Source organism: Corynebacterium freneyi, from assembly GCF_030408835.1.
Taxonomy (GTDB): domain Bacteria; phylum Actinomycetota; class Actinomycetes; order Mycobacteriales; family Mycobacteriaceae; genus Corynebacterium; species Corynebacterium freneyi.
The window spans coordinates 2,024,553-2,050,619 of the sequence record NZ_CP047357.1 but is presented as its reverse complement, the minus strand read 5'-3'; the positions used below and the strand labels follow the sequence as shown (position 1 = coordinate 2,050,619).

At 68.5% G+C, this 26,067-nt stretch carries 23 protein-coding genes; 16 read left to right on the top strand and 7 right to left on the bottom strand.

Annotated elements, in window-relative coordinates:
* Window positions 1-61: 61 nt before the first annotated feature.
* From hrcA to CFREN_RS09015, 12 genes are all read left to right on the top strand, one after another.
* A complete protein-coding gene (gene hrcA / locus CFREN_RS09070; RefSeq protein ID WP_070519472.1) occupies window positions 62-1,096 on the top strand; it encodes a heat-inducible transcriptional repressor HrcA in 1,035 nt (344 codons plus the stop codon).
* 134 nt (window positions 1,097-1,230) lie between these two features.
* Window positions 1,231-2,370: a molecular chaperone DnaJ gene (gene dnaJ / locus CFREN_RS09065; RefSeq protein WP_070519474.1), complete on the top strand. Its 1,140-nt coding sequence runs from the start codon at window positions 1,231-1,233 to the stop codon at window positions 2,368-2,370.
* Between the two features lie 60 nt (window positions 2,371-2,430).
* A complete protein-coding gene (locus CFREN_RS09060; protein WP_209652395.1) occupies window positions 2,431-3,189 on the top strand; it encodes a 16S rRNA (uracil(1498)-N(3))-methyltransferase in 759 nt (252 codons plus the stop codon).
* Window positions 3,190-3,200: 11 nt separating this feature from the next.
* The gene (locus tag CFREN_RS09055) at window positions 3,201-4,328 is read left to right on the top strand and encodes an AbrB family transcriptional regulator (RefSeq protein ID WP_209652397.1); all 1,128 of its coding nucleotides are present in this window, start codon (window positions 3,201-3,203) and stop codon (window positions 4,326-4,328) included.
* Window positions 4,329-4,441: 113 nt separating this feature from the next.
* Window positions 4,442-5,686, top strand: coding sequence for a PhoH family protein (locus tag CFREN_RS09050; protein ID WP_209652399.1), 1,245 nt, complete (start codon window positions 4,442-4,444; stop codon window positions 5,684-5,686).
* Window positions 5,687-5,735: 49 nt separating this feature from the next.
* A complete protein-coding gene (gene ybeY / locus CFREN_RS09045; RefSeq protein WP_209652401.1) occupies window positions 5,736-6,431 on the top strand; it encodes an rRNA maturation RNase YbeY in 696 nt (231 codons plus the stop codon).
* Window positions 6,428-7,771 carry a hemolysin family protein gene (locus CFREN_RS09040; RefSeq protein ID WP_209652403.1) on the top strand — a complete coding sequence of 448 codons (1,344 nt, stop codon included), beginning with the start codon at window positions 6,428-6,430 and terminating at the stop codon, window positions 7,769-7,771. Before ybeY ends, CFREN_RS09040 begins: the two co-directional genes overlap by 4 nt.
* A 19-nt stretch (window positions 7,772-7,790) precedes the next feature.
* Window positions 7,791-8,738, top strand: coding sequence for a GTPase Era (gene era / locus CFREN_RS09035; RefSeq protein WP_244979675.1), 948 nt, complete (start codon window positions 7,791-7,793; stop codon window positions 8,736-8,738).
* 164 nt (window positions 8,739-8,902) lie between these two features.
* Entirely contained in the window at window positions 8,903-9,394 is a 492-nt protein-coding gene (locus CFREN_RS09030; protein WP_070519482.1) for a DUF4282 domain-containing protein, read from the top strand.
* A gap of 21 nt (window positions 9,395-9,415) precedes the next feature.
* Complete coding sequence (gene recO, locus CFREN_RS09025; RefSeq protein WP_209652407.1) at window positions 9,416-10,375, top strand: DNA repair protein RecO; 960 nt, start codon at window positions 9,416-9,418, stop codon at window positions 10,373-10,375.
* A gap of 125 nt (window positions 10,376-10,500) precedes the next feature.
* Entirely contained in the window at window positions 10,501-11,229 is a 729-nt protein-coding gene (locus CFREN_RS09020; protein WP_035123866.1) for an isoprenyl transferase, read from the top strand.
* A 231-nt stretch (window positions 11,230-11,460) separates the two neighbouring features.
* Complete coding sequence (locus tag CFREN_RS09015; protein ID WP_209652408.1) at window positions 11,461-13,338, top strand: HNH endonuclease signature motif containing protein; 1,878 nt, start codon at window positions 11,461-11,463, stop codon at window positions 13,336-13,338.
* A gap of 83 nt (window positions 13,339-13,421) precedes the next feature.
* Here CFREN_RS09015 and CFREN_RS09010 read toward each other — a convergent pair whose 3' ends face one another.
* Window positions 13,422-13,898, bottom strand: a complete 477-nt coding sequence (locus CFREN_RS09010) for a Fur family transcriptional regulator (RefSeq protein ID WP_141742931.1) — start codon at window positions 13,896-13,898, stop codon at window positions 13,422-13,424.
* Window positions 13,899-14,186: 288 nt separating this feature from the next.
* On the opposite strand from CFREN_RS09010, the gene CFREN_RS09005 reads away from it, so the two are divergent.
* Window positions 14,187-15,572: a glycine--tRNA ligase gene (locus CFREN_RS09005; RefSeq protein ID WP_070519488.1), complete on the top strand. Its 1,386-nt coding sequence runs from the start codon at window positions 14,187-14,189 to the stop codon at window positions 15,570-15,572.
* A gap of 42 nt (window positions 15,573-15,614) precedes the next feature.
* Window positions 15,615-16,400 carry a hypothetical protein gene (locus CFREN_RS09000; RefSeq protein WP_244979505.1) on the top strand — a complete coding sequence of 262 codons (786 nt, stop codon included), beginning with the start codon at window positions 15,615-15,617 and terminating at the stop codon, window positions 16,398-16,400.
* 574 nt (window positions 16,401-16,974) lie between these two features.
* On the opposite strand, the gene CFREN_RS08995 is transcribed toward CFREN_RS09000, so the two are convergent.
* Window positions 16,975-19,026: a TPM domain-containing protein gene (locus tag CFREN_RS08995; RefSeq protein WP_209652411.1), complete on the bottom strand. Its 2,052-nt coding sequence runs from the start codon at window positions 19,024-19,026 to the stop codon at window positions 16,975-16,977.
* Window positions 19,027-19,165: 139 nt separating this feature from the next.
* Here CFREN_RS08995 and CFREN_RS08990 point away from each other — a divergent pair, with 139 nt between their 5' ends.
* Entirely contained in the window at window positions 19,166-20,512 is a 1,347-nt protein-coding gene (locus CFREN_RS08990; protein ID WP_209652413.1) for a deoxyguanosinetriphosphate triphosphohydrolase, read from the top strand.
* A gap of 4 nt (window positions 20,513-20,516) precedes the next feature.
* On the opposite strand, the gene CFREN_RS08985 is transcribed toward CFREN_RS08990, so the two are convergent.
* Together CFREN_RS08985 and CFREN_RS08980 are read right to left on the bottom strand one after the other, a co-directional pair.
* Window positions 20,517-21,185, bottom strand: a complete 669-nt coding sequence (locus CFREN_RS08985; RefSeq protein ID WP_209652415.1) for a vitamin K epoxide reductase family protein — start codon at window positions 21,183-21,185, stop codon at window positions 20,517-20,519.
* Window positions 21,186-21,245: 60 nt separating this feature from the next.
* Window positions 21,246-21,833 carry a guanyl-specific ribonuclease gene (locus CFREN_RS08980; protein WP_209652417.1) on the bottom strand — a complete coding sequence of 196 codons (588 nt, stop codon included), beginning with the start codon at window positions 21,831-21,833 and terminating at the stop codon, window positions 21,246-21,248.
* An 89-nt stretch (window positions 21,834-21,922) separates the two neighbouring features.
* Between CFREN_RS08980 and dnaG the strand changes: the two genes are divergently transcribed.
* Window positions 21,923-23,896 (top strand): DNA primase, encoded by a 1,974-nt coding sequence (gene dnaG / locus CFREN_RS08975; protein WP_070519579.1) that lies wholly within the window; start codon window positions 21,923-21,925, stop codon window positions 23,894-23,896.
* Window positions 23,897-23,977: 81 nt separating this feature from the next.
* Here dnaG and CFREN_RS08970 read toward each other — a convergent pair whose 3' ends face one another.
* The 3 genes from CFREN_RS08970 to CFREN_RS08960 are packed head-to-tail and all read right to left on the bottom strand — an operon-like array spanning window position 23,978 to window position 25,925.
* Window positions 23,978-24,664: a hypothetical protein gene (locus CFREN_RS08970; protein ID WP_209652419.1), complete on the bottom strand. Its 687-nt coding sequence runs from the start codon at window positions 24,662-24,664 to the stop codon at window positions 23,978-23,980.
* Window positions 24,661-25,569, bottom strand: a complete 909-nt coding sequence (locus tag CFREN_RS08965) for an ATP-binding cassette domain-containing protein (RefSeq protein ID WP_209652429.1) — start codon at window positions 25,567-25,569, stop codon at window positions 24,661-24,663. The genes CFREN_RS08970 and CFREN_RS08965 overlap by 4 nt, the downstream gene beginning before the upstream one ends.
* Window positions 25,566-25,925 (bottom strand): GntR family transcriptional regulator, encoded by a 360-nt coding sequence (locus CFREN_RS08960; protein ID WP_035121833.1) that lies wholly within the window; start codon window positions 25,923-25,925, stop codon window positions 25,566-25,568. Before CFREN_RS08960 ends, CFREN_RS08965 begins: the two co-directional genes overlap by 4 nt.
* Between the last annotated feature and the right edge of the window lie 142 nt (window positions 25,926-26,067).

The following is a 26,067-nucleotide window of genomic DNA, read 5'->3' as shown; positions in this document are numbered from 1 at the left end:
GCCCTCGATGCACGGGAGCCCGCCGGGCCCGACGACGACGCGAAAAGGAGATGAGCGCCCGATGTCCAGCCAGACCGAACTGCGCCGCCGCGAGGTGCTGCGCGCCATCGTCGCCGACTACGTGTCCTCGCAGGAGCCGGTCGGATCGAAGGCCTTGGTCGAGCGCCACAACCTGGGCGTGTCCTCGGCGACCATCCGAAACGACATGGCGGTGCTGGAGGCCGAGGGGTTCATCACGCAGGAGCACGCCTCCTCCGGGCGCATCCCCACGGAGAAGGGCTATCGACTGTTCGTCGACTCGATTTCGAAGGTCAAGCCGCTGTCGAAGGCGGAGCACCGGGCGATCCTCGAATTCCTCGAAGGCGGCGTGGACCTGGAGGACGTGCTGCGCCGCTCGGTGCAGCTGCTCAGCCAGCTCACCCGACAGGTCGCCGTCGTCCAGCTGCCGACGCTGCAGACGTCGCAGGTGCGGCACTGCGAGGTGGTGCAACTCGCCGACGTGCGCCTGCTGGTGGTCATCATCACCGACACCGGCCGCGTCGAACAGCGCAACGTCGAACTCGCCGCGCCGATCGACCCGAACCAGGTGTCGGCGCTGCGCGACCTGCTCAACCGCACGATGGCCGGCAAAACCCTGTCCGACGCTTCGGCGTCCATCGCCGACCTGGCGGCCAACGCGCCGGCCGACGTCCGCGACATCGTCATCCGCTGCTCGACGGTGATCATCGAGTCGCTCATCGACAAGCCCAACGACCGCCTGATCCTTTCCGGCGCCTCCAACCTGACGCGCTCCGGCCTGCACGGGCGCCTGCCGTCGACCCTGCCGAACATCCTCGACGCGCTGGAGGAGCAGGTCGTCGTGCTCAAGTTGCTGTCGGCCGTGCAGGACCTCGACCAGGTGCGGGTGTCCATCGGCGAAGAAAACGAAGACGAGGAACTGCGTGGCACGTCCGTCGTGTCCACCGGCTACGGGACGGCGGGCGCGATTCTCGGCGGTCTCGGCGTCGTCGGCCCCACCTACATGGACTACCCGGGAACAATCGCGTCGGTCGCCGCCGTTGCACAGTACGTCGGCCGGGTCCTCGGTGACGGGTGACGGCCCGCACGCTGGTACATTCTTCCGACGGCTGCCCCATCGGCCCGCCGGTGGCCGGGCCGCCCGAATTCCGGTGACTCTTCGCTGATTACCGACAATTGGTTTTCCACAGATGCATAAGGAAGTAACTGACGTTGGCTCGTGACTACTACGGCATCCTCGGCGTGTCCAAGGACGCCTCCGACACGGAGATCAAGAAGGCGTACCGCAAGCTCGCGCTGAAGTACCACCCGGACCGCAACCCGGATGACGAAGAGGCCGCGGAGAAGTTCCGCGAGGCCTCCGTCGCCCACGAGGTCCTCTCCGACCCGGAGAAGCGGCGCATCGTCGACATGGGCGGCGACCCGATGGAGCAGGGCGGCGGCGTCGGCGGCGGAGGCTTCGGCGGTTTCGGCGGCGGTGGCCTGGGCGACGTTTTCGAGGCGTTCTTCGGCGGCGCCGCCGGCGGCCCGCGTCAGCGCCGTTCCCGCGTCCAGCCCGGTTCCGATGCGCTGCTGCGCATTTCGCTCGGCCTGGAGGAGTGCTTCACGGGCGTGCGCAAGCCGATCACCGTCGACACCGCCGTGCTGTGCGACATCTGCGAGGGCACGGGCTCGAAGTCGAAGGCCAAGCCGAAGGTGTGCGGCGACTGCAACGGCACCGGTGAAATCCAGCAGGTGCAGCGTTCCTTCCTGGGCAACGTCATGACCTCGCGTCCATGCGGCCGTTGCCAGGGCACCGGCGAGATCATCGCCGACCCCTGCACCAACTGCGGCGGCGACGGCCGCGTGAAGTCGCGCCGCGACCTGACCGTCAACGTTCCGGCGGGCATCTCCGATGGCATGCGCATCCGCATGGCCGGCCAGGGCGAGGTCGGCCCGGGCGGCGGGCCGGCCGGCGACCTGTACGTCGAGGTCCACGCCGAGCCGCACCCCGTGTTCACCCGCGAAGGCGACGACCTGCACGTGACCATCCACGTGCCCATGGTCGACGCGGCGCTGGGCACCTCCCTGGACGTGGAGGACCTGGTCGGCGAGAACATCGCCGTCGAGGTCGAACCGGGAACCCAGCCCGCGCAGACCATGCGGGTGGAGGGCCGCGGCATGCCGCGCCTGCGCGGCGAAGGCTCCGGCGACCTCATCGCCCACGTCGACGTGCAGGTGCCCACCAAGCTCGACGGCAAGTCCCGCGAGTTGCTGGAGAAGCTCCGCGACCATCGCGGCGAGGGCACGCGGCTCGTCGACGACAAGGCCACCGAGCGCGGTTTCTTCTCGCGTTTCCGCAACCGCCGCTAGGACCAACCGTCGCCCGGACACCGTCGACGGAGCCGCCCGCCGAATCAGAACAGGAGAGCCATGGGACTGCCCGTTTTCCTCGCCGATTTCGACGGCGCGGTGCCCGACCCCGGCTCCGTCATCGCCCTGGAGGGCCCGGAGGCGCGTCACGTCAAGGTGCAGCGCCTGGGGCCCGGCGACGAGGTGTTCCTCGTCGACGGCCGGGACCGGCGGGCCCGGGCCCGGATTTCGCTTGCCGACGGTGCCCGAGTCACCTGCGAAGTCCTCTCCTCGGAGGTCGATGAGCGGCCGACGCCCCATGTGACGGTCGTCCAGGCGTTGCCGAAGTCGGACCGGGCGGAATTGGCCGTGGATCTGATGACCGAAGCCGGCGTCGACGCGATCATCCCGTGGTCGGCGCGACGGTGCGTGGCCAAGTGGACCGGCGCGAAGGCGGGCAAGGCACGCGACAAGTGGGCGTCGACCGCCCGCGAGGCCGCCAAACAGGCCCGCCGCGCCTGGATCCCGCCGGTGGCCGAACTGCATTCGACGAAGGACGTCGTGGCGCTCATCGAGACGGTGACCGGACGCGGGGGAGTGGCCGCGGTGCTCCACGAGGAGGAGAATCGCGCCTTCGCGGACGTCGCCCGGGCCGCCGCCGACGTCGGCGAGGTCATCTTCATCGTCGGCCCCGAAGGCGGCGTCGACGACGCGGAGCTCGAATCGTTCCGCGCGGCGGGTGCGACGCCGCTGGTCCTCGGCCCGACCGTGTTGCGCACGGCCCTGGCCGGTGCGGCCGCGACCTCGGCGCTGGGTCCGCTGACCCGGCGTTGGGGCTGAGCCGGGACCGCGTGGTCGACGTGAAATCCGCCCGCGCATTCCTCGTTCCCTGGCTGCTGTGCGCCCTCGGCGGCGCGGTGGCGTCGTGGGCGGGCGTGCCGGCGGGATGGCTGGTCGGCCCGATGGTCGTCGCCGTGGTGCTGTCGCTGGTCGCCGGCGGCCGCGCCGCCCCGAACGTGAAGTGGACCAGGCCCTGGCCGAACCGCTTCGGGCAGACGGTCATCGCGCTGCTCGCCGTCGGTCCCGTCGCACAATCCAGCCCCGGCGAGCTCGCCGCGGGTCTTCCCCTGGCCCTGCTGGTCACGGTCGCGTCGATGCTCGTCGCCTTCGCCGCATCGTCCCTGCTGCACCGCCGCGCGGGCGTCGATCGCGCCACATCGGTGGTGGCCACGCTGCCGGGTGGCGCATCCCTCATGCTGGCGGTGGCCCGCGAAGCCGGCGCAGACGAGAAATTCGTCGTCTTCTCCCAGTACCTGCGCCTGCTCGTCGTTTCGTTGAGCCTGCCGGCCGTGATTCTGCTTCTCGACGGACCGGGTGACGCCCGCCCCGACGACGCCGTCGCCCCCATCGGCGGCGCAGCCGACCCAACCGCCATGGACTCGGCGTCCCGGATTTCGGAATGGGCGGGCGACTGGTCGAGCTGGGCGATGATCGCCGCCGCAATGGCGTTGGGAGCCGCCGTCGCAAAGCTCATGCCGAAGTTCCCGGCACCCTTCATCATCCCCGCCATCCTCGCCGGGGCCGCGGGCGCCATGATCTGGCCCGAACTGGCCCCCGACATGCCGCGGCTGGCCGTCGCCGTCGCATTCATCGTCCTGGGCACCGCCGCCGGCTCCGGCATGACCATGGCCAACATCGCCGAATTCCGCCGCGCTCTGCCGTACGTCCTCGCCGGCGTCGGCATGCTGCTGGCCACCACCGCACTGTCCGCCTGGGCGATGTGGATGTTCGGCATCACCGGCGGCGTCGACTCCTACCTGGCCACCGCACCCGGCGCCAGCGAGCTCGTATTCGGGTTCGTCGCCGAACGCGGCGGCGCGGGCATCGTCGTGGTCATGCACGTCGTCCGCGTCATCGCCGTCGCCGTCGCGGCCCCATCCCTGCCGCAACTCATGCGCCGGTGCACGCCCGACCAGTGAGACGACCTAAGATCGTGACAAACCCGTCGACGCCCCGCCCCCGGCGCGCCGACCACCAACCGCCTCACCGACCCGCACCACCAACCCGCCAAGGAAACGAGGTTCCACCCGGCGTGACGGATCCGACCCGACAACCCGAACGACGACGCCCCGAACGACACGCCGTCGACCACCGCACCCAGGCGATCGTCGAACTCGACCCCGCGCACGCACCGACCGTATTCGGGCACGCCGATCGCAACCTGCGCCTCCTCGAAAACCTCCTCGGCGCGGACGTCCACGCCCGCGGCACCACCGTCACCGTCACCGGCCGCCCCTCCCAGGTCGCCACCGCGGCCCGGGCCTTCAAGGAACTCGAATCCATGGCGCGCCGCGGCCACGAACTGTCCACCGACTCCGTGACGCGCGCCGTCGGCATCGTCGGGGACGACGCCCGCGACGGGGCGGCCGGCGGATCCGGCGGTGCGGCCGACGTCCTCGGCGCGGAGATCATCGCCCGCCGGGGCAAAATCGTCCGCCCCAACACCCAGGGCCAGAAGGACTACGTCGACGCCATCGACCGCAACACCATCATCTTCGGCATCGGCCCCGCCGGCACCGGAAAGACGTACCTGGCCATGGCCAAGGCCGTCCAGGCGCTGCAGCGCAAGGACGTCGAACGGATCATCCTGACCCGCCCCGCCGTCGAAGCCGGTGAAAACCTCGGCTTCCTGCCCGGCACCCTCCACGAAAAAATCGACCCCTACCTGCGGCCCCTCCACGACGCGTTGCGCGACATGATGGACCCGGAGATGATCCCGAAACTCATGGAGTCCGGCGTCATCGAAGTCGCCCCGCTCGCGTACATGCGCGGACGGACGCTGAACAACGCATTCATCATCCTCGACGAAGCGCAGAACACCACGCCCGCGCAGATGAAGATGTTCCTCACCCGACTCGGCTTCGGCGCCAAGATGGTCGTCACCGGCGACGCCACCCAGGTCGACCTGCCCCGCGGGCAGCGCTCCGGCCTCGACGTCGTGCGCCGCATCCTCGGCGACATCGACGGCATCGCCTTCCCGCACCTCGGCGCGGCCGACGTCGTCCGGCACTCGCTCGTCTCCGCCATCGTCGAGGCCTACGACGACTACGACGCCGCCGAGCAGGAACGCGCCGAACGGGCGAAAACCGAGCGGGCGAAGACCGAGCGCGGGAGGGCCGAACGTGGGACGACCGAATCCACGAAACCCGGGCGCGGCAAGAACAAGCGCGACGTGGCCGGGCGGGACGGCACCGGGCGCGGCAAGAACAAGCGCGGCGGCGGCACGAACCCCGGCCCCGGCCGCGACTGGATGTGGGACTCGGGGGACGAGCGGTGATGGGCCGCGACAACACGGGCAACGACAGTGGAAACAGGAGCATGAGACGATGAGCATCGAGGTCTTCAACGAATCCGGCCGCGGCGTCAGCGAGGAATCGCTCATCGACGTCGCCCGCTACGCCCTGGGCCGGATGGACGTCCACCCGGCCGCGGAACTGTCGATCCACCTCGTCGACGAACCGACCATCGAGGACCTGCACATCCGCTGGCTCGACCTGCCCGGCCCGACCGACGTCATGAGCTTCCCCATGGACGAGCTCACCCCCGGCTCCGGCCGCCCGGATGCGCCGCAACCCGGCCCGTCGATGCTCGGCGACATCGTGCTGTGCCCCGACTTCGCCGCCCGCCAGGCGGAGAAGGCCGGCCACCCGCTCAGCCACGAACTGGTCCTGCTCACCGTCCACGGCCTGCTGCACCTGCTCGGATACGACCACATCGAGGCCGACGAGGAGCGCCGCATGTTCGCGCTCCAGAACGGCCTGCTCGCCGACTGGTACGACGACGTCGAACGCCGCGGCGCCGACTTCCCGGCCAAGCCCATCAACCCGGGCGCCTTCCCGTCGGCCGCCGACCGCGAGCAACTCGACGAACAGCTCGGCGGCGATGTGCATGGCGGCAACGCGCATGCTGGTAACGCACATGGTGGCGACGCGCGTGGCGACGCCGGCCGTGGCGACGCCGGCCGTGGCCGCGACGGTGACGGCCGAAACGACGACGACCGTGGGGCGGGCACGCAGCGATGACCGCATCGGCATGGATGATCCTCGCGGTCATCCTCCTCATGGCCATCGCCGGCGTACTCAACACCGTCGAAACCGCCGTATCGTCCATCTCCCGGGCGCGCGCCAATGAAATGGTCCGCGACGAAGTCGCCGGTGCGAAAGCACTGGTCCGCGTCCTGGACTACCGTGCCCGCAACGTCAACGTCCTCGTGCTGCTGCGCACGGTGTGCGAAGTCTCCGGCTCCGTCCTCGTCGCCGTCCTCGCGATGGAATACATCCGGTCCGACGCCTGGGCGATCACCGCGGCGATCGTGGCCATGACGCTGTTCAGCTACCTGGTCCTCGGCGTCACCTCGCGCACCCTCGGACGCCGCAACCCCTACGCGGTGTCGCTCGCCTCCGCCGTCATCCTCGGCGCCGTCTCCCGCCTGCTCGGCCCCGTCGAAAAGCTCCTGATCTGGGTGGGCAACGTGCTCACCCCCGGCGGCGGCTTCCGCGACGGCCCATTTTCCGGCGAAGTCGAACTGCGCGAAATGGTCGACATCGCCCGCGAACGCGGCATCGTCGAACACGACGAACGCCGCATGATCCAATCCGTCTTCGACCTGGCGTCGACGTCCGCACGGTCGGTGATGGTGCCGCGCCCGGAAATGGTGTGGATCGAATCGGAGAAGCACGCCGGCCAGGCCGTCGCCCTGTGCGTCCGGTCGGGCCACTCGCGCATCCCGGTCATCGGCGACGGCGCCGACGACATCGTCGGCATCGTCTACCTGAAGGACCTGGTGCAGCAGACCTACTCGCTCACCGACGGTGGCCGCAGCGTCCCCGTCACCGACGTCATGCGCGCCGCCACGTTCGTGCCGGACTCCAAACCCCTCGACGACCTGCTCGACGAAATGCAACGCGACCGCAACCACATCGCCATCCTCGTCGACGAGTACGGCGGCGTGGCGGGGCTGATCTCCATCGAGGACATCCTCGAGGAAATCGTCGGCGAGATCGCGGACGAATACGATGAAGACGAACGGGCGCCCATCGAACCCCTCGGCGACGGCCGGTACCGGGTCATGGCCAGGTTGTCCCTCGGCGAACTCGTGGAGCTTTACGACGAAGCCGAGGGACGTGAAGTCCGATTCGACGACGGTGTCGACGACGAAGTCGACACGGTATCCGGGTTGCTCGCCTACGGTCTCGGACGCGTCCCGCTGCCGGGCGCCGAAGTGGAGGCCGCCGGACTGCGCTTCACCGCCGAAGGCGCACGCGACCGCCGCGGCCGCATGCGGGTCCACGCCGTCGTGGTCGAACCCGTCGACCCGGAACCGGCGGACGCCGCCGCGGGACACGAACAAGAGGAGAACTGACATGGGAAACCTGGACGACATGCTGGCCGGCGCCGGAATCGGCGGCGATTCCGACGACTACGCCACCCCGCCGGGCCACCGCTCCGGATTCGTGTCCATCGTGGGGCGCCCCAACACCGGCAAATCCACCCTGACCAACGCCCTCGTCGGCGAGAAGATCGCCATCACCGCCGACCAACCGGAAACCACCCGCCACCCCGTGCGCGGCGTGGTGCACCGCGACGACTGCCAGATCATCGTCGTGGACACCCCCGGCCTGCACAAGCCCCGCAAACTGCTGGGCCACCGCCTCAACGACATGGTCGCCGAGGCCTACGCCGACGTCGATCTCATCGCCATGTCCGTGCCCGCCGACGAAAAAATCGGCCCCGGCGACCGGTGGATCCTCGAATCCGTCCGCAAGGAATGCCCGAACACGACGATGATGGGCATCGTCACCAAGACCGACAAGGTCGGCCGCGACGTCATCGCCGAACGCCTCATGGAACTCCACGACCTGCTCGGCGCGGAAGCCGAACTCGTGCCCGTGTCGTCGAACTCCGGCGAAAACCTGGAAACCCTCGTCAACGTCATGGCGTCGCTGCTGCCGGAGGGCCCCAAGTACTACCCGTCCGGCCACGTCACCGACGAAGACCGCGACACGCGCATGGCCGAACTCATCCGCGAAGCGGCCCTCGGCGGCCTCCGCGATGAACTGCCGCACTCCGTCGCCGTCCAAATCGACGAAGTCATGCCGAACCCCGACCGCGAGGGCGTCACCGACGTCCACGCCGTCATCTACGTCGAACGTCCCGGCCAGAAGCACATCCTCATGGGCAAGGACGGCAGGCGCATGCGCACCACCGTGCACAAGGCCCGAAAGTCCCTCATGGAACTGCTCGGCGGCAACGTCTACCTGGACCTGCGCATCAAGGTGCTCAAGGACTGGCAGTCCGACCCGAAGCAGCTGGGACGCCTGGGGTTCTAGAGCGGGAGGCTGCGGGACACGGCCGAGCTCGCGGTCCGGCAGACCGGAGAAGGTGCCCCTTTTCCGGGCTGCGTCCGGTGGAATCCGGGGCGCCGGGTAACCTCATCATTCGCCCACGGGCGAGAACATCCATAAACGATCCATAAACGTGCGAAAGGTGAACCGTGACCGACGCGAACAACCCGGGAAACGGCTTCGGCAACTACTCCGGTGACGGCGGATGGGGAAACCCCGCCGACGGCTACTCGACCGCGGGCCAGCACAACCCCCAGGCCGGGTACCCCGACTACTCCGGGTACCCCGCCAACGGCGCAACCGGCGCCCCCGCCCCCGCAGCCGCCGGCCGTGACGCCAGTTTCCTCTCCGCGTTGTTCGACTTCTCCTTCCGCCAGTACGCCACGCCGTCGATCGTGAAGACCATCTACGTCCTGGTCACCATCGTCGTCGCCCTCGGCGCCCTGGTGTGGATCATCACCGGCGCAGCCGGCGCCTTCGACCTCGACTCCGGCATCGGGCTGCTTTTCCTGCTGTTCGGCGTGCCCTTCATCCTCATCGCCGTCATCCTGCAGCTCGCCCTGGTTCGCGTGCTGCTGGAATCGAGCCTCGCACTCATCCGCTCCGCCCAGTCGCTGCAGAACCTCGAGCAGCGCCCCTAACGGGAGACCACGCAACCAACGATGGCGGAGAGCTATCGCGACCGGGCGATCGTCGTAAAGCGTCACGACCTGGGGGAAGCCGACCGGATCATCGTCCTGTTCACCCGGAACCACGGCATCGTCCGCGCCGTGGCGAAAGGCGTGCGTCGCGCCAAATCCCGCTTCGGATCCAGGCTGGCGCCGTTCGTCGAAACCGACGTGCAGATCCACCCCGGCCGCAACCTCGGCACCATCACCGGCGCCGACACGATCCGAACGTGGGCCGCACCCATCGTCGACGACTACGCCCGCTACACCTGCGCCTGCGGAGTCCTCGAAACCGCCGAACGCCTCGCCGGCGAAGAAGGCGCCCCCTCGCCGGGCCTGTGGGACCTCACCGTCGACGCACTCGACGCCCTCGCACACTCCGCGACCGCCGCCGATGTCGCCGCGACCGCCGTCACCGACGCCGACGCCGCCAACGCCGATGAACGCGGCCCCGAAAACGGCGTCCACCGTAGCAGCACGCTGGGCGGGCACAATGGCGGCGCACCCCGCCGCACCCCCGGACTCCTGCTCACCGCATACCTGCTCAAAGCCATGGGCGAAGCCGGCTGGGCCCCCAGCCTCTTCGACTGCGCCCAATGCGGAAAACCCGGCCCCCACAAGGCATTCGCCCCAGCCGCCGGCGGCGCAGTATGCGTCGAATGCCGCCCACCCGGCGCCGCCACCCCACCCACCGACGTCCTCCGCCTGATGTGGTGGCTCGCCCACGACCGCTGGGACTACATCGACGCCGTCTCCGACCGCCGAGGATTCCGCCCCCTCGCCTCACAAGCCCGAGGCTTGGCGACGGCTCACCTCCACCACCACCTCGGCCGACGCGTCGCGGCACTGTCCTTCGTCGACGCCCGCTGGGGAGAAGACGGCAGCCCCCGCACCTCGACCACGCCGACCGCCCGAACCCACCCCGGCGCACCGGGACGCGGCACACCGTCGTAAAGCCACGCCCACCGGAACCGAGCCCAGCGGAACTGGTGCCCGCCGGAACTGAGGCCCACCGGGACTGGGGCCCGCCGCACCCCGTGGGGCATGATGAAAACGTGACGACGCCGAAATCAAACCCCATCCCGCACGATTCCCCCGTCCCCGAAGAATTCCTCCCCAACCACATCGCCCTGGTCATGGACGGAAACGGACGCTGGGCCCAAGAACGCGGAATGAAACGCACCGAAGGCCACAAACGCGGCGAAGCGGTGCTCATGGACTGCGTCGACGCATGCCTCGAAATGGGCGTGCCCCACCTGTCCGCCTACGCCTTCTCCACCGAAAACTGGCGACGCTCCACCGACGAAGTGCGATTCCTCATGGGCTTCAACCGCGACGTCCTGCGCCGCCGCCGCGACGAACTCGACGCCAAAGGCGTCCGCGTCCGCTGGGCCGGCCGACGCCCCCGACTGTGGCGCTCCGTGATCAAGGAACTCGAAACCGCCGAACGCCAGACCGCCGACAACACCAACATGACCCTGTACATGTGCGTCAACTACGGCGGCCGCGCCGAAATCGTCGACGCCGCCCGCGAGATCGCACGCCTCGCGGCAGCCGGGGAGATCAAGCCCACCGACATCGACGAAAAGAACTTCGCCCGCTTCCTCGACGAACCCGACATGCCCGACGTCGACCTGTTCCTCCGCCCCTCCGGCGAACAGCGCACCTCCAACTTCCTGCCGTGGCAGTCCGCCTACGCCGAACTCGTGTTCCAGGACCGCCTGTTCCCCGACTTCACCCGCGAGGACCTGCGCGCCGCCGTCGTTGAATACGCCAAGCGGGACCGTCGCTTCGGCGGCGTCAAGTAGGCGGCGGCAAATAGGCGGGAACCACCGGAGTACAACGACGGGGGAGGCGAGCGGGGCTGGTCCTGGGAAAAATTCGCGGAATCGGTCACTTTCGGCTTTGCGACGACGCTTTCGCCGGTGGCGGCCCGCCCGAATGGCGGATTCGAACAAATATGCGTCGCGGCCGATCTTGATCTGCTGATAGCGTCCGGGGTGCGAACAGGAAAGCGAACAATCACTCGGGGTGGGGCGATGTCGACGGCACACGACAACGGGGCGGGCGACGACCTGGCGGGACTCGTCGCAAAGCTGACGCGAAACATAGAGGGCATGATCCGGCAACTGACCACCCTGCCCATCGGGGCAGTGGGCGGCGACGGACACCACGGCGACGAGATCAACCACGTCGAAGCCGGCGTCGTCAGGCTGCGCCACGCCATGCGCGCCGCCGACGTCGTCTTCGCCGAATACGCCAACGCCGTCGTCGTCAACGAACTGCACAAACGCGGCGGCGGACGCGCCACGCCACGGTCATACCTCAAGAGGCTGTTCGACATCACCGACACCGAAGCACGCCACCTGCTCGCATACCGCGACGCACTCCACCCCGAACCCGACCCCGACCCGCCCGCCGACGCCACCCCCGAAGAACTGGAGGCCGCCGAAAAACAACTCCACCGGCGTCGCGCCATCGGCGAACGACTCGCAGCCTCCGCCAAAAAAGGCAACTTCCCAGTGTGCCGATCCAACCAAATGAACGAAGTGCTCGGCAGCTTCACCGGACAAGAGCACGGACTCATGGAGGACGTCGCCGAAGCCATCACCGACAACATCGACTCCACGCCCGCCGACCTCTTCCGGTCGATGTGCGCCAACGAAGCCCGCAAACGCCTGGAAAAACGGAAATCGGCGACCAAAGCCGGCACCTCGCAGGCCAGGCTGACCGTCCGGGCGCCCAACGTCGACGGACTGTGCAAACTCGACGCGATGCTGCCGGCGCCGACCGCCGCAGTGCTTAACGCGCTGCTGCACCTCAACGCCGGGCCCGGCGCCTTCCTCGACCTGCCCGACGGCGTCAAAGATCCCCGAACCCTGACCCAACGACGCGTGCACGCCCTCCACCACGTGCTGCTGTTCGCGCTGCAGCACAGCGGAGCCGGAGCTGCGGCGGGAGTCGGGGTGGATGCCGGGGATGGTGTTGATCTCGGTGCGCCAGGCGGGGTCCGGAGCGGAACCGCGACCGCCGGAGAGTCGGGCGGCGGAGGCGGAGGCGCCGGGAAGGTGAGCCGCAGAGCGGGAACCGCAGGTGGAGTCCGGAGCGGGGCCGGAAGCGACGCGCCGGAGGCGGACGACGGCGCAGGGGAGGGCGCAGGGGAGGACCATGGCCGGGGATTGCTGCGATGGTTGCGCACCGAATCAACCTACTGGGACCCGGAACGATGCCCCTTCGTCGCCGACCTGTACTCGGGAGTCGCGCAACCGCTCGACCGCCCGAATGCCGGCGTGGCGTCGATCGTGATGGCGATCAGGGCCTCGGACTTCGACGACGAACTTCAGAGCGCCCAACGGGAAGGGCCGCCGGAAGGGGAGCGGCGGGTGTTCAAACGCTTCCCGACGAACACCGGCATCGACCTGACGCTGCCCGAACTGGTGACCCTCGGGGCTCACAAGTACGCGTGGTTGGCGTTGCTCGACGACATCACGGGACGCCCACTCGACCTGGGCCGATCACGGCGAACCGCCGACCTGTGGCAGCGAGTCCTGCTGCTGGCGTCGGAGACCGTGTGCACCTACCCCGGATGCGAACAGCCCGCCGACATGTGCGAAACGCACCACATCGACGCCTGGCTATTCGGAGGGGCCACCGACATCGGCAACTGCACACTCCGCTGCCCGGAACACCACCGCGAAAACGACGACGCGGATGCTGGCCATGCCAGTGGGCGGGCCACCCACCCCCGGGAAACCGGACGAGTCGGGCACGTGAAACCGGGCCGGGCCCCCGAGTTCAACGACTCGCCGGCGGCACGCAGATCCCCCGGCTGGTCCGAATCCTGGTGGGCGACCTACCAAGCCGACAGGAGAGAAGCGCAGTCGACGTCGACCGGATGGTGGAGCTGGTCCAACTAGATGGGCTCGGCAGTTAGACGGAATTTCGAACCAGGCGGGATCTCGAACCAGACGGCCTCTCGGAACGGCCAAACGGTCTTCGTCTAAGACTCTTCCTGGCAGTCGCCGCACACCCCGAAAACCTCGGCGGTATGACCGGTCAACCGGAAACCATGCTTGGTGGCGAGGTCACCCGCCCATTCCTCCACCGGGCCGCCGCCGATCTCCACGGTTTCACCGCAATCGGTGCACACCAGGTGATGGTGATGATGATCCCCGCACAACCGGTACAACGCTTCACCGGCATCGGTGTGCAGAACATCCACGGCCTTGACCTCCGACAGCGACTGCAACGTCCGATACACGGTGGTCAACCCGACCTGGTCGCCGCGTTCCACGAGCACCCGATGAATGTCCTTTGCGGAGCTGAACTTCGTGATGTCGTTCATCGCCGCGATCACGGCCTTGCGCTGCCTGGTGCTGCGCACTCCGATCTTCGGGGTCTGGGCGGCGGCACCGGTGGCCGCCCCTCCGGCGTCGCCCGACCCGACACCGGCACCAGAACCCTTCGTGGATGACATCGCCGACTTCTCCAATCCCGACATGATCACCGCCCCAAACCGCACCTTCGCGGTGGACCGGGGAGGTGTCGTCGCAAAGCTTGCTTCGCATCCCGACACTACCCTCGGCGAAATCCCGGGGTCGATGGGCATGAAACTCACCATGCCGGTTAGAGTGGGGGACACTTGTCGACCGTCCACCCGGACAGTCGATTGCACGGGGCGGCCGATGAAGCCGCCCACCGTCATCCCGTGCCCGCCGGATCCACCGCGGGGCGGGACACCGTGAACCAAGGAGCGTTTGAGGCAGTGGCCCCGAAGTCTGTCGTCGATACCGTCGCGAACCTGTGCAAGCGCAGGGGTTTCGTCTACCCCTGCGGTGAGATCTACGGCGGTACGCGCTCCGCGTGGGACTACGGTCCGCTGGGCGTGGAGCTGAAGGAAAACATCAAGCGCCAGTGGTGGAAGACCTTCGTCACCGGACGCAAGGACGTCGTCGGCCTCGACTCGTCCATCATCCTGCCCCGCCAGGTGTGGGAGGCCTCCGGCCACGTCGCGACGTTCACCGACCCGCTCGTCGAATCGCTGCACACCCACAAGCGGTACCGCGCCGACCACCTGCTGGAGGCCTACGAAGCCAAGCACGGCCACCCGCCGGCCAACGGCCTCGCCGACGTTCCGGACCCGGAGACCGGCCAGCCGGGCAAGTGGACCGAACCGCAGATGTTCTCGGGCCTGCTGAAGACCTTCCTCGGCCCCGTCGACAACGAGGTCGGCCTGCACTACCTCCGCCCGGAGACGGCGCAGGGCATCTTCGTGAATTTCAAGAACGTCATGACCACCGCGCGCATGAAGCCGCCGTTCGGCATCGCCCAGACCGGCAAGGCGTTCCGCAACGAGATCACCCCGGGCAACTTCATCTTCCGCACCCGCGAGTTCGAGCAGATGGAGATCGAGTACTTCACCGCCCCGGATGACGCCCCGGCGAAGTTCGACGAGTGGGTCGACGCCTGCTGGAACTGGTTCATCGACCTGGGCATCAACCCGGAGAACATGCGCCAGTACGACGTCCCGGACGACGAGCGCGCCCACTACTCCGCCCGCACCATCGACTTCGAGTACCGCTTCCACTTCCAGGGCAACGAGTGGGGCGAGCTGATGGGCGTGGCCAACCGCACCGACTACGACCTCGGCTGCCACATCGAGCACGCCAAGGAGGATCTGCGTTACCACGACCAGGTCACGGGCGAGAAGTACGTGCCGTACGTCGTCGAGCCGTCCTTCGGTCTGACCCGTGCGCTGATGGCGTTCCTGTGCGACGCCTACACCGAGGAGGAGGTGCCGAACGCCAAGGGCGGCACCGACACCCGCACGGTGCTGAAGCTGGACCCGCGCCTGTCGCCGGTCAAGGTCGCGGTACTGCCGCTGTCGAAGAAGGACACGCTGACTCCGACCGCGGAGGCCGTCGCCGACAAGCTGCGTCAGCACTGGGCCGTCGATTACGACACGTCGGGTGCCATTGGTCGTCGTTACCGTCGTCAGGATGAGATCGGTACGCCGTTCTGCGTGACGGTCGATTTCGACACGCTCGAGGATGACGCGGTCACCGTGCGCGATCGTGACACGATGGAGCAGGAGCGCGTGAAGATCGACGAGCTCGAGGGGTACCTCGCACAGCGCCTGATCGGTTGCTAGTTCGCTTTTCGACGATTCCCGCCGTCAGCTAGGAGACAACGCATGAGCGACCAGAACGATCGTCCCGGGCTCGATGCCGAGGGGGTGTCGGAGGAGCCGACCGTGGCGCCCGCGGAGGACGTCGAGGCTCCGGAGACGCAGGCTGTGCCGGAGAATCCGGGTGCTCCCGAGTCTTCGGAAACGCTGGAAACGCCGGATGCCCCGGAGTCTCCGGAGGCACCGGGGCTGCGGGAGATCGACGAGTCGCATGCGGCGACCCTGGATGACGGCACCGTCGTGCGGTGGGAGAGCTGGCGTCTGGGGGAGGAGGTCAAGGACGGCGACAAGGTTCGCATTCCGGTGATCGCCGAGGGTGCTGAGGTGGCGGAGTACGTTCGCGTTGGCCCGGAGGAGGCGATCGCGTCCGCGCGGGGTGCGTGGGATCTGGATGTCGTCGGCGATGGGCGTCTGGTGGCCACTTTGCCGGATGGCCGGGTTTTCACGGCGGGCGGCAAGGATCGTCCGAAGTTGGCCCGGGCGAAGAAGATCGACGTTGATTTGGGCGGTGATCGCCACCTGGTCGTGGTGTGCGAGGGGTCGCAGAATTACGTGATCGAGGATGCTCGCGGCGGCAAGTTGGGGCAGTTCACGGGCGCGAATCGTGGTGTGCGTGCGGCGGAGATTCAGTACGACACCGATGGTGGCCGTGCGTTGCCGGATGAGGAGAAGATTTTCCTGTCGTGGGTGGCGCGTCGGGTGCTGGAGTACCGGATGGTCAGTTCGACGTGGATTCTCACGGTCTGTCTGTTGCTGTTGATCGCTTACCTTGTGTGGGTGTGGGTGGCGTAGGACGCGATGGTTGGCGGTGATCGGCCCGGGCGTGTGCCGGGGGAGGGTGTGGGGCCCGTTCCCGGTGGCGCGCCCGGGCCGTGGCGTGTGTCGGGGGTGGTGCCGGCGGGCCGGTCGGGGGTTGGTTCGGGGCAGGGGGGTGTGCTTTACGACGCTGATGGGGTTGTCATTGCGGCCGGTTGGCGGGTGACGCCGTCGGGGTTGTCGGGGCGGACGTTTACGGTGTCGTCGCCGGGGGATTGGTGGCGTGCGCGGACGGTGGGTTTGACGGTGGCGCATGTGGTGGTGTCGGGGCCGGGCGGGGAGTTGAGTTTGAGGCGGCGTGACGGTGGGCGGGGCCGTGATGTGGTGGATGTCGGCGCTCGGCGTCTGGTGGCGAGGACGCGCGTGGATGGTGGGGAGGTCGTCGTCGAGATCGTCGGGGGTGATCCCGATGCGGCGGGGGTTGATGCGGGGCTTTTGGCGGCTGCGGCGTTTGCGTGTGCGCATGTGGATGGCGCCGCGCGTTTGATGGGGTAGCCCGGGTGCGGTCGGTTGTCGGCTGGGCCGCGTAGGTCGCGGCTCGCTGCGGCGGTCAGAAGCTCGCCGAGCCGCCGGATCCGCCGCCGAAGCTTCCGCCTCCGCTGAAGCCTCCTCCGCCGAAGCTGCCTCCTCCGCTGAAGCCGCCTCCGCTGTTCATCATGCTGCCGAGGACCATGCCGGCGATCATTGCGCCGGAGTTGCCGCCGCCGCGGTGTTGGTTCATGCGTTGGCGGTGGCGGTTGATGTCGTCGCGGGCTTTTTGGGCGGCTTGGCGTCCGAGTTGGGCGGCGGTGCGGGCTTCTTGGATGCCGCGGCGGGGGTGGTGGTCGGGGTCGTTGCCGGGGTTGGCGGCGATGTTTTCGGCGGTGGCGAGGTGGCGTTCGGCTTCGGCGAGGCGGGTGCGGGCGGTGGAGCCGACGATGCTGCGGCGGGTGCCGATGATGTCGCGGGCGGCGGTCACCTGGGCGCGTGCGTCGGTGAGTGCGTTGTGCAGGGTTTGCATTTTGCGGGCGAAGGCGTTGGCCGCGTCGCGGGCTTCTTCGAGTTGGTCGTCGAGGGTGGCGTCGGCGTCGGTGAGGATGGTCCAGGCGCCGAGGGGGTCGGTGGAGCTTTTTGCTTGGGCGATGTCGAGGGCGGTGCGGCCGGAGTCGGCGGCGTCGGCCAGGGCGTTGCGGTCGATGTTGGCGGCGTCGGGTGCGGCGAGGAGGTTGGTGGCTTCGGCGATTTCGTCGCGGACTTCGTTGATGAGGTCTTTGAGGCCGGTGAGGGCTTGGGCGATGTTGTCGTCGGCGTGTTCGATGGCTTCGACGAGTTTTTCGGCTTGGTCGAGGGCGAGGTCGGTGGCGCGGAGGGCGTCGACGAGGCCGGCTTGTTCGCCTGCGGGTTTGGTCAGCAGGGAGCGGGCTTCGTCGCCGGAGCGTTCGGCCATGTTGACGTGTTCGGTGGCCATGTCGACGTTGTCGGAGATGGAGGCCAGTGCTTCTTCGTCGTAGCGGGCGCGGAGGCCGTCGAGGATGGTGGCGGCGTTGGGGATGCGGGTGCGCAGGGCGATGCCGCGTTGGGTGAGGCGGTCGAGGGTGTCGGGTGCGTTGAGCAGTTGTTCGCGCATTTCGGCGTAGCGGGTGACTTCGCCGTCGAGTCGGTCGTCGGCGGTGCCGCAGGTGGAGATGATTTCCAGGAGGGTGCCGCGGCGTTCGGTTTCGGGGAGGTCGGGGGCGTCGTCGATGCTTTGGCGCAGTCGGAAGGCGCGGTTGAGGGTGCGTTGGGAGTGGTCGAGGGCTTGGGTGAGGTCCCGGACGCGGGCGTCGCCGAATTCGGCGCGGGCGAGGTCGAGTTCGGTGGTGGCGAGGCGGATGGATTCGTCGGTGGAGACGAGTTCTTCGCGGGCGAGTTGGTCGAGGGCGTCGGTGGAGAGTCGGTCGTGGGATTCGATGTCGTCGGGGTTGAGCTTTTTGCCTTGTTCGACTTCGGTGGCGGTGCGCTTCTTTTTGTTGCGGCGCGACCATGCGACGGCGCCGCCGCCGAGGGCTGCTGCTCCGGCTGCTCCTGCACCGAGGACGGCGAGGCCTTCGGTTGCGCCGGGGGCGGTGGCTTCGTCGATGGCGGCGAGGGCGGCTCCGGCCCAGTCGTCGTTTCCGAGTTGCGGGACGGCGGAGTTGGCGAGGTCGGGGCCGGTGGCGTCGACGTCGTTTCCGGCGTATGCGCCGACGTTGCGGTCGCCGACGGCGACGGCGAAGACGGCGAGGTTGGGGGTGCCGCCGAGGGCTTGCCAGGTTTGGTGGGCCCATTCTTCTGCTTGGATGCCGTCGAAGGTGTTGACGTAGATGATGCGCATGACGGTGCCCTGGTCCTGTTGGAGTTGGGCGGCGCGTTCGTTGATGGTGGCTTCGTCGGCGTCGGTGAGCACGTCGGCGGCGTCCCAGATGCGGCCGTCGAAGCGTTGCGGGGTTTCGGCTCGTGCGGTGGGCGGGGCCATGGGGCCGGGGTCGGTTGCGAGGAGCACGCCGGTGAGGGGGCCGGACAGGGCGACGAGTGCACCGGCTGCGATGGTTGCTGCGAGGCGGTGGGTGCGGCTGGTTCGGCGGAAGCGGTCGTGCTCGGTCATGTTCTCCAGGATACGTGGGTGCGTGGGCGTGCCGCGCGCCTACGGGCGGTGTCCGGCGCGAATGAGACCTGGGGGAGTTGCATGAGGGCGTACCGCGCGCCTACGGGCGGTGTGGTGGTTTCGGCGGCATGATGGGCGCGTGGCCGCTCGATTCCGTTATTCACCTTCCGATTTCGACCGCATCCTGCGTGAGGGGGCGAAGCAGTCGCTGCTGCCGGGGGCGGAGGTGGTGGAGGCGCATCGTACGGCGTTTGCCCGTGATCGTGCGCGTGTGCTGCATTCGGCTGCTTTGCGACGGTTGGCGGATAAGACTCAGGTCGTGGGGCCGCATGAGGGGGATACGCCGCGTACTCGTTTGACGCATTCGTTGGAGGTGGCGCAGATTGCGCGGGGGATTGCGGCGGAGTTGGGCGCGGATGAGGATTTGGCGGAGTTGGCGGGGTTGACCCATGACATCGGTCATCCGCCGTACGGGCATAACGGGGAGCGGGCGTTGGATGAGATCGCCGCAGGGTGCGGTGGTTTCGAGGGGAATGCCCAGACGTTGCGCATTTTGGCGCGTCTGGAGCCGAAGACCTTGGATGACACGGGGCACCCGTGCGGCTTGAACCTGACGCGGGCGGCGTTGGATGCGGCGTGCAAGTATCCGTGGACGCCGATTGCCCCGGATGGGACGAAGCGGGCGAAGTACGGCGCCTATCAGGAGGATGCTCCGATTTTGCAGTGGATTCGGGCGGGGGCGCCGCATGGGCGGCAGTGTCTTGAGGCGCAGATCATGGATTGGGCCGATGACGTGGCGTATTCGGTGCATGACGTCGAGGACGGGATCGTGTCGGGGCGCATTGATTTGGGGGTGTTGTGGGACACGGTGGAGTTGGCGGCGTTGGCGGACAAGGGGGCGCGGGCGTTCGGCGGGGATCCTGCGGAGCTGGTCGAGGCGGCCGGCCGGTTGGCGAGTTTGCCGGTGGTGTCGGTGGCGGCGTCGTATGACGGTTCTCTGGAGTCGATGGTGGCGTTGAAGCGGATGACGTCGGAGTTGGTGGGCCGGTTCGTCACGGCGTCGGTTGCGGGTACGCGGAGGGCGGCGCGCGAGGCGTGGGCGTCGTCGAGTGAGGCGGAGGGGATTTTCGGGCCGAAGCAGCCGATTGATCGGGCCTTGGGGCGTTATGAGGCGGATTTGGCGGTGCCGGCGGGGATCCTCGCGGAGGTGACGATGTTGAAGACCATTGCGGTGTTGTACGTGATGGATTTGCCGCGGCATATTCGCCGGCAGGATCGGGAGCGGGATCGGTTGTTCCGTGTAGCGGAGTATTTCAAGGAAGGGGCGCCCGGGGCGTTGGATCCGATGTACCGCAGGATGTACGCCCAGGCGGAGTCGGATGCGGGACGGTTGCGGGTCATCGTGGATCAGATCGCGTCGATGACGGAGTCGCGGGTGGAGCAGTTGGATCGGCAGATCGCGGGCGTTTCGGCGGCGTGGGGGTAGGCGGTCAGCCGACGAACCCGAATTCGATGGCGATGAGGGCGGCGATGAGGAAGATCACGGCGATGAGGATGGGGAAGCGCAGCATGTTCAGCGTGCCGTGGATGCGCGCGATGGTGGAGTAGGCGTTGGCGTCGGCGGCGTCGCCCATGAGCCGCAGCAGTGCGAACCAGAACATGGTGATGGTCACGGCCCACACGATCATGCAGTAGATGCACAGGGCGTGGATGTCGTAGACGGCTTGCCAGGCGAGCCAGAGGCAGAAGGCGGTGGCCAGGCCGAGGCCGGTGACGAAGGTGGCGCGGAACCAGCGGGGTAGGGCGGCGCTGACGAGCATGATGACGCCGATGGCCATGACGACGGCGAAGCCGGCGATGCCGAGCAGAGGGTTGGGGATGCCGAAGGCGGCGGCCTGCGGGCTGGTCATGACGGAGCTGCAGGTGAAGGATTCGCCGAAGGTGCAGGAGGGCACGTAGGAGGAGTTTTCGGCGAGCTCCATCTTTTCCACCGTGAGCGTCGTCGAGGAGACGAGTCCGATGAGGCCGCCGATGACGTACAGCCAGGCGAGGGGTGCCGGGGTGGTCCGGGCGGCCGGCGCGGTGCCTGTGGCGTGTGCGGTGTCAGGGGTGTTCGGGCGGTCCGGGGTGTCCGAGGTGGCCGTGGAGAGGGCTGTCATGTGCGGTTCCTGGTCGGGGATGTGCGTGGTGGCTGGTGCGGGGTGGGGCGGGCCCGGGGGTCAGTCTTCGGCGTCGGGGATTTCGCAGAAGGACTCGAAGTGGTCGTCAGTGTAGTACCAGACGTCGGGGTCATCCTCGGTGCCGCCGCCGACGACGATGCGTCGGGCGCCGCGGTGGTTGAGGCCCGGAGTGTCGACGGTGTATTCGCGGTAGTAGCTGCCGTGTTGTTTCGGCAGGACGCCTTCGTAGTTGCCGAAGTGCTTGCCGTCGTGGGCCGAGTAGATGTGGTCCTGGTTGGTCAGGATGCGGTCGACGACGTCGTCGGTTTGCGGCGGCAGCGTATCGATGGGGCAGAGTCGGGTGTCGCCGTCGTTGCCGGTGGTTTCGCCGCCGTCGTTGTTGCGGTTGCCGTCGGTGCCGGTCGCGTTGTGCCCGTTGGCGCCGTTGCCGTCGGTTCCGCCGGTTCCGTCGATGCCCAGCCACGCCGCGGCCAGCGCCAGCACGAGGGCGCCGACGGTGGCGAGCGCGCCCTTGCCGCCCTTGCCTCGGTTGATTTCGCCGCCGTTACTTCCGTCGCCGCTGCCGCCCTTGTTTCCGTCGGCGTTGCCGCCGCCGGCCCCTCCGGGGTTCCCGTTGTGTCCTGCCATGGGGGCATTTTCCCATGGGGTGGGCGTCGTAAAGCAATCGGTCCAAGTCCCCGGCGAAGCGATCCGGAGGCGCGGCTACGATGGTGGCCATGGCCAGAGGACGAATTCCCGACAGCGACATCGCGGCGATCCGCGAACGTACGCCGATCGAGGAGATCGTCGCGGAATACGTGCAGTTGAAGCCGGGTGGCGCGGACTCGATGAAGGGGCTGTCGCCCTTCAAGGACGAGCGCACCCCGAGTTTCCACGTGCGCCCCAATCACGGGTACTACCACTGCTTTTCCACGGGCAAGGGCGGTGATGTCTTCAGTTTCCTGATGGAGATGGAGCACCTGACGTTCCCGGAGGCCGTGGAGGCGTGCGCGGAGCGGATCGGGTACCGCATCAACTACGAGGGCGGCGGCACCGGCAGGCGCGAGGAGCCGGGCACGCGGCAGCGGCTGATCGCGGCCAACCGTGAGGCGCAGAAGTTCTACTCCATGCAGTTGGGCAAGCCGGAGGCGGAGACCGCGCGGACGTTCCTCACCGACCGCGGGTTCACCATGGAGCAGGCCAAGCATTTCGGCTGCGGGTACGCCCCGGCGGGGTGGGACACGCTGACGAAGCATCTGCAGCGGCTGGGGTTCAGCTTCGAGGAGCTGGAGAAGGCGGGGCTGGCGCGGATGGGCCGGAAGGGGCCGATCGACCGGTTCCACCGGCGGCTGCTGTGGCCGATCCGCAACATCAGCGGCGACGTGATCGGTTTCGGTGCGCGCAAGCTTTACGACGACGACAACCTGGGCAAGTACATGAACACGCCCGAGACGATGCTGTACAAGAAGTCGAAGGTGCTGTTCGGGCTGGATCACGCGAAGAAGTCGATCGCGGAGGAGCATCGGGCGGTGATCGTCGAGGGGTACACCGACGTCATGGCGATGCACGCCGCCGGGGTGACCACCGCGGTGGCTGCGTGCGGTACGGCGTTCGGCGACGAGCACCTGCAGCTGTTGCGGCGGTTGATGCTCGATGACAGTTTCTTCCGCGGCGAGTTGATCTACACCTTCGACGGCGACGAGGCCGGGCAGAAGGCCGCCATGCGCGCGTTCGAGGGCGAGCAGCAGTTCACCGGGCAGAGTTACGTGGCGGTGGCGCCGGAGGGCATGGACCCGTGCGATCTGCGGATGGAGCGGGGCGATGCGGCGGTGCGGGACCTGGTGGCGCAGCGGACGCCGCTGGTGGAGTTCGTGCTGCGGACGCTGCTGAGCGACTACGACATGACCACCCCGAACGGCCGCGTCGAGGGTTTGCGCCGGGTGGTGCCGGTGCTGGGCCAGATCCGCGATGCGGCGTTGCGCGACGAGTACGCACGCGAGGTCGCCGGTTGGGTCGGTTGGAACGACGAGGCGGAGTTGGTTCGTCGTGTTCGCGACGAGGCCCGCAATCCGTCGCGTGCGGACGGGCCGAGGCGGCGCCCGTTCCGGAAGCGTGATGAGGACGAGTACACGGGGCCGGGGTCGCCGGGCTTCGGCGGCGGGGCGGCCGCTGCGGGTGGCGGGGCGCCGGGCGGTGGTGCGGCGCGGCCGTTGCTGCCGTACCCGGATCCGCGGGACCCGGAATTGCACGTGCAGCGTGAGGCGATGAAGTTGGCGATCCAGGAGCCGGTGATCACCGGCCCGATGTTCGACGCCCTGTCGCCGGATACGTTCCCGCATCCGACGTATCGGGCGTTGTTCGACGCCACGCAGAAGGCGGGAGGGGTGGCGTCGCAAAGCGGTGGCGCGCCGTGGGTGACGGCCCTGCTGGGGCAGCTCGACGATGCCGTGGGCCGCGCCCTGGTCACGGAGCTCGGGGTGGAGGAAATCCGCGTCGATGCCGAGCAGCTGCGCGCGTACTCGTCGTCGGTGCTGGCGCGGCTGCAGGAGGTGTGGGTCGGCGGGCAGGTGGCGCAGGTGAAGTCGATGCTCGCCCGCATGCGGCCCGCCGACGACGAAGCCGCCTACCGGCAAATGTTCGCCGACCTGCTGGCCCTCGAGGACTACCGCCGCGAGCTGTTGGCGGAGTCGCTCAAGGTGCAGGTCGACTGAGGGGGAGCGGGCGGCCATTCCGGTGGTTCGGGAGGTCCGGGAAATCCTGGTTGGCTCACGTTGCGACGCCTCCGGGGCGGGTCAGGGTTCGAGTGTGCTCGCCGCGGCCCAGTTGATGGCCGCTGCGACGGCGGCGATGGGGATGCCGAAGATGAACGCTCCCGGGTAGGGCGCGGCCACGCCGTCGCCGATGCCGAAGCCCCAGGTGGCCACCAACAGGACGGCGATGGCCAACGACGCGCCGGCGATGGCCGTCACCACGCCCAGGGATGCGGTCACCGTGCCCAGCGCCGCGCCGATGGCGGCGGCCATGAGGAAGCAGACGAGGAACACCAGGAGAGTGGTCGCCCACGTCCACGCTGCGGTGCCGGCGTCGTCGACCAGGTACGGTTCGCCGTTGGTGTCCGTGAAAGGTGCGCTTCCGGCGACGACGACGAAGGAGTCGTATCGCGTGTACCAGGGGGAGTTTCGCCAACTGAGCCATGTGCTTGCGGTGGCGACGGCCGCCAGCGCGAGGCTCCATGCGGCGGCGACGGATGCGAATCCGGCGAACCAGGTGGTTGCCGGCACGTCCAGGGCGCGGACGGCGCGTACCCGGTGTGCGGCGATGCCGAAGAGGACGGCCGTCGACACCAGCGCCAGCATGTTCCAGATGAACCCGTCCCCCGCCGCGAACCTGCCGACCGCGAGGAAGAACGCGGTGGCGGCGAAGCCGATGAGCAATTCCCGTCGGGAGGGGGAGACGAAGGCGGTGATGGCGTTTTTCATGGCTCGTTCCTCGTGGTTTCGGGGGTGCGGGAGGTCGGGGTGGGGGTGGCGGTGTCGGGGCCGTCGGGTGCGCCGTGGAGGGCGAGGAGGTCGATCAGCTCGCCGTCTTCGGGTTCGGTGACGGTGACGCCTTCGGCGATGGCTCGTCGTGAAGCCGAACAGGACAGGGGGTGCGACAGCGTGACTTCCGCGATGCCGCCGAGGTGCTTCGCGGACGCGCGCGGCGTTTCGCCGGCGATGACGTCGACCATGGCCGAGGGGCCGCGCAGCGTGGGGAAGCCCGAGCGCGCGGCGTCGAGGGCGATCGGGCCGACGACGATGCCGGAGTCGGCGATGGTGGTCACGTCGTCGACGAGTCCCGCGAGGTCCTCGGAGCGGTGCGAGGTGAGCACGAGGCACAGGTCCGGGCGGTCGCCCGCGACCGCGATGACGTGGTCGCGCAGGGCACGGCGGAGACCGACGTCCAGGCCGGTGAAGGGCTCGTCGAGCAATATCGCGTCGGCGCCGGAAGACAGTGCCGTGGCGACCGAGAGGAGCTGGCGCCGCCCTGCGCTCAGTGTTGCGGTGCGGGTGCGTGCGCCGATGCCGGCGGCGGCGAGAACCTCCAGGGCGAGTTCGCGGTCGAGGCCCGGATGCCCGACGGCGGCGACGTCGAGGTGTTGCCCGACCGTGGCGCCCGCGAATCGAACGTCCGGTGCGACGCGGGCCAGCGCGGTGGTGCCCGGGCCGTGCACGGTGCCGGCGGTGACGCGCATGTGGTGGGCCAGTACCCGGAGCAGCGTCGTCTTGCCCACGCCGTTGCGCCCGATGACGCCGTGGATGCCGGGGCCGAGTTCAACGCTCGCCCGATCGAGGATGGTGTGGCCGCGGCGCCGTACGACGACGTCGGAGATTCCGATGGTCATTTCCTCTTCCTTTCTTCGGCGATCAGCCCGTCCAGCGTGGCGTCGTCGAGACCCAGTGCGCGCGCTTCGGCGAGCAGGGGACGGATGAACTCTTCGGCCAGTGCCGCCCGGCGGCGGGCCAGCACCATGTCGCGCGCGCCGGGGACGACGAACATGCCCAGGCCGCGGCGTTTTTCCAGAAGACCGTCGGCGACGAGTTCGGCGAGGGCCTTTCCGGAGGTCGTGGGGTTGACGGAGTGGAAGGCGGACAGCTCGTTGGTCGACGGAGCGCGGTCGCCTTCCCTTAACGCGCCGCTGCCGATGTGATCGCGGAGCTCGGCGGCGATGCGCGCGTAGATCGGGCGGGGATCGGCCATGAGCACCTCCTTTGGTTCATGGGTTAACCACCTATGTGGTGAACCCCTTAACCGTGACTTTAGGCATGCGAAAGCCCCGACACAAGGGGGTTTGCGGAAAATCCTTGCGCCGGGGCTACGGCGGCACCGAGGGCGGGGCCGG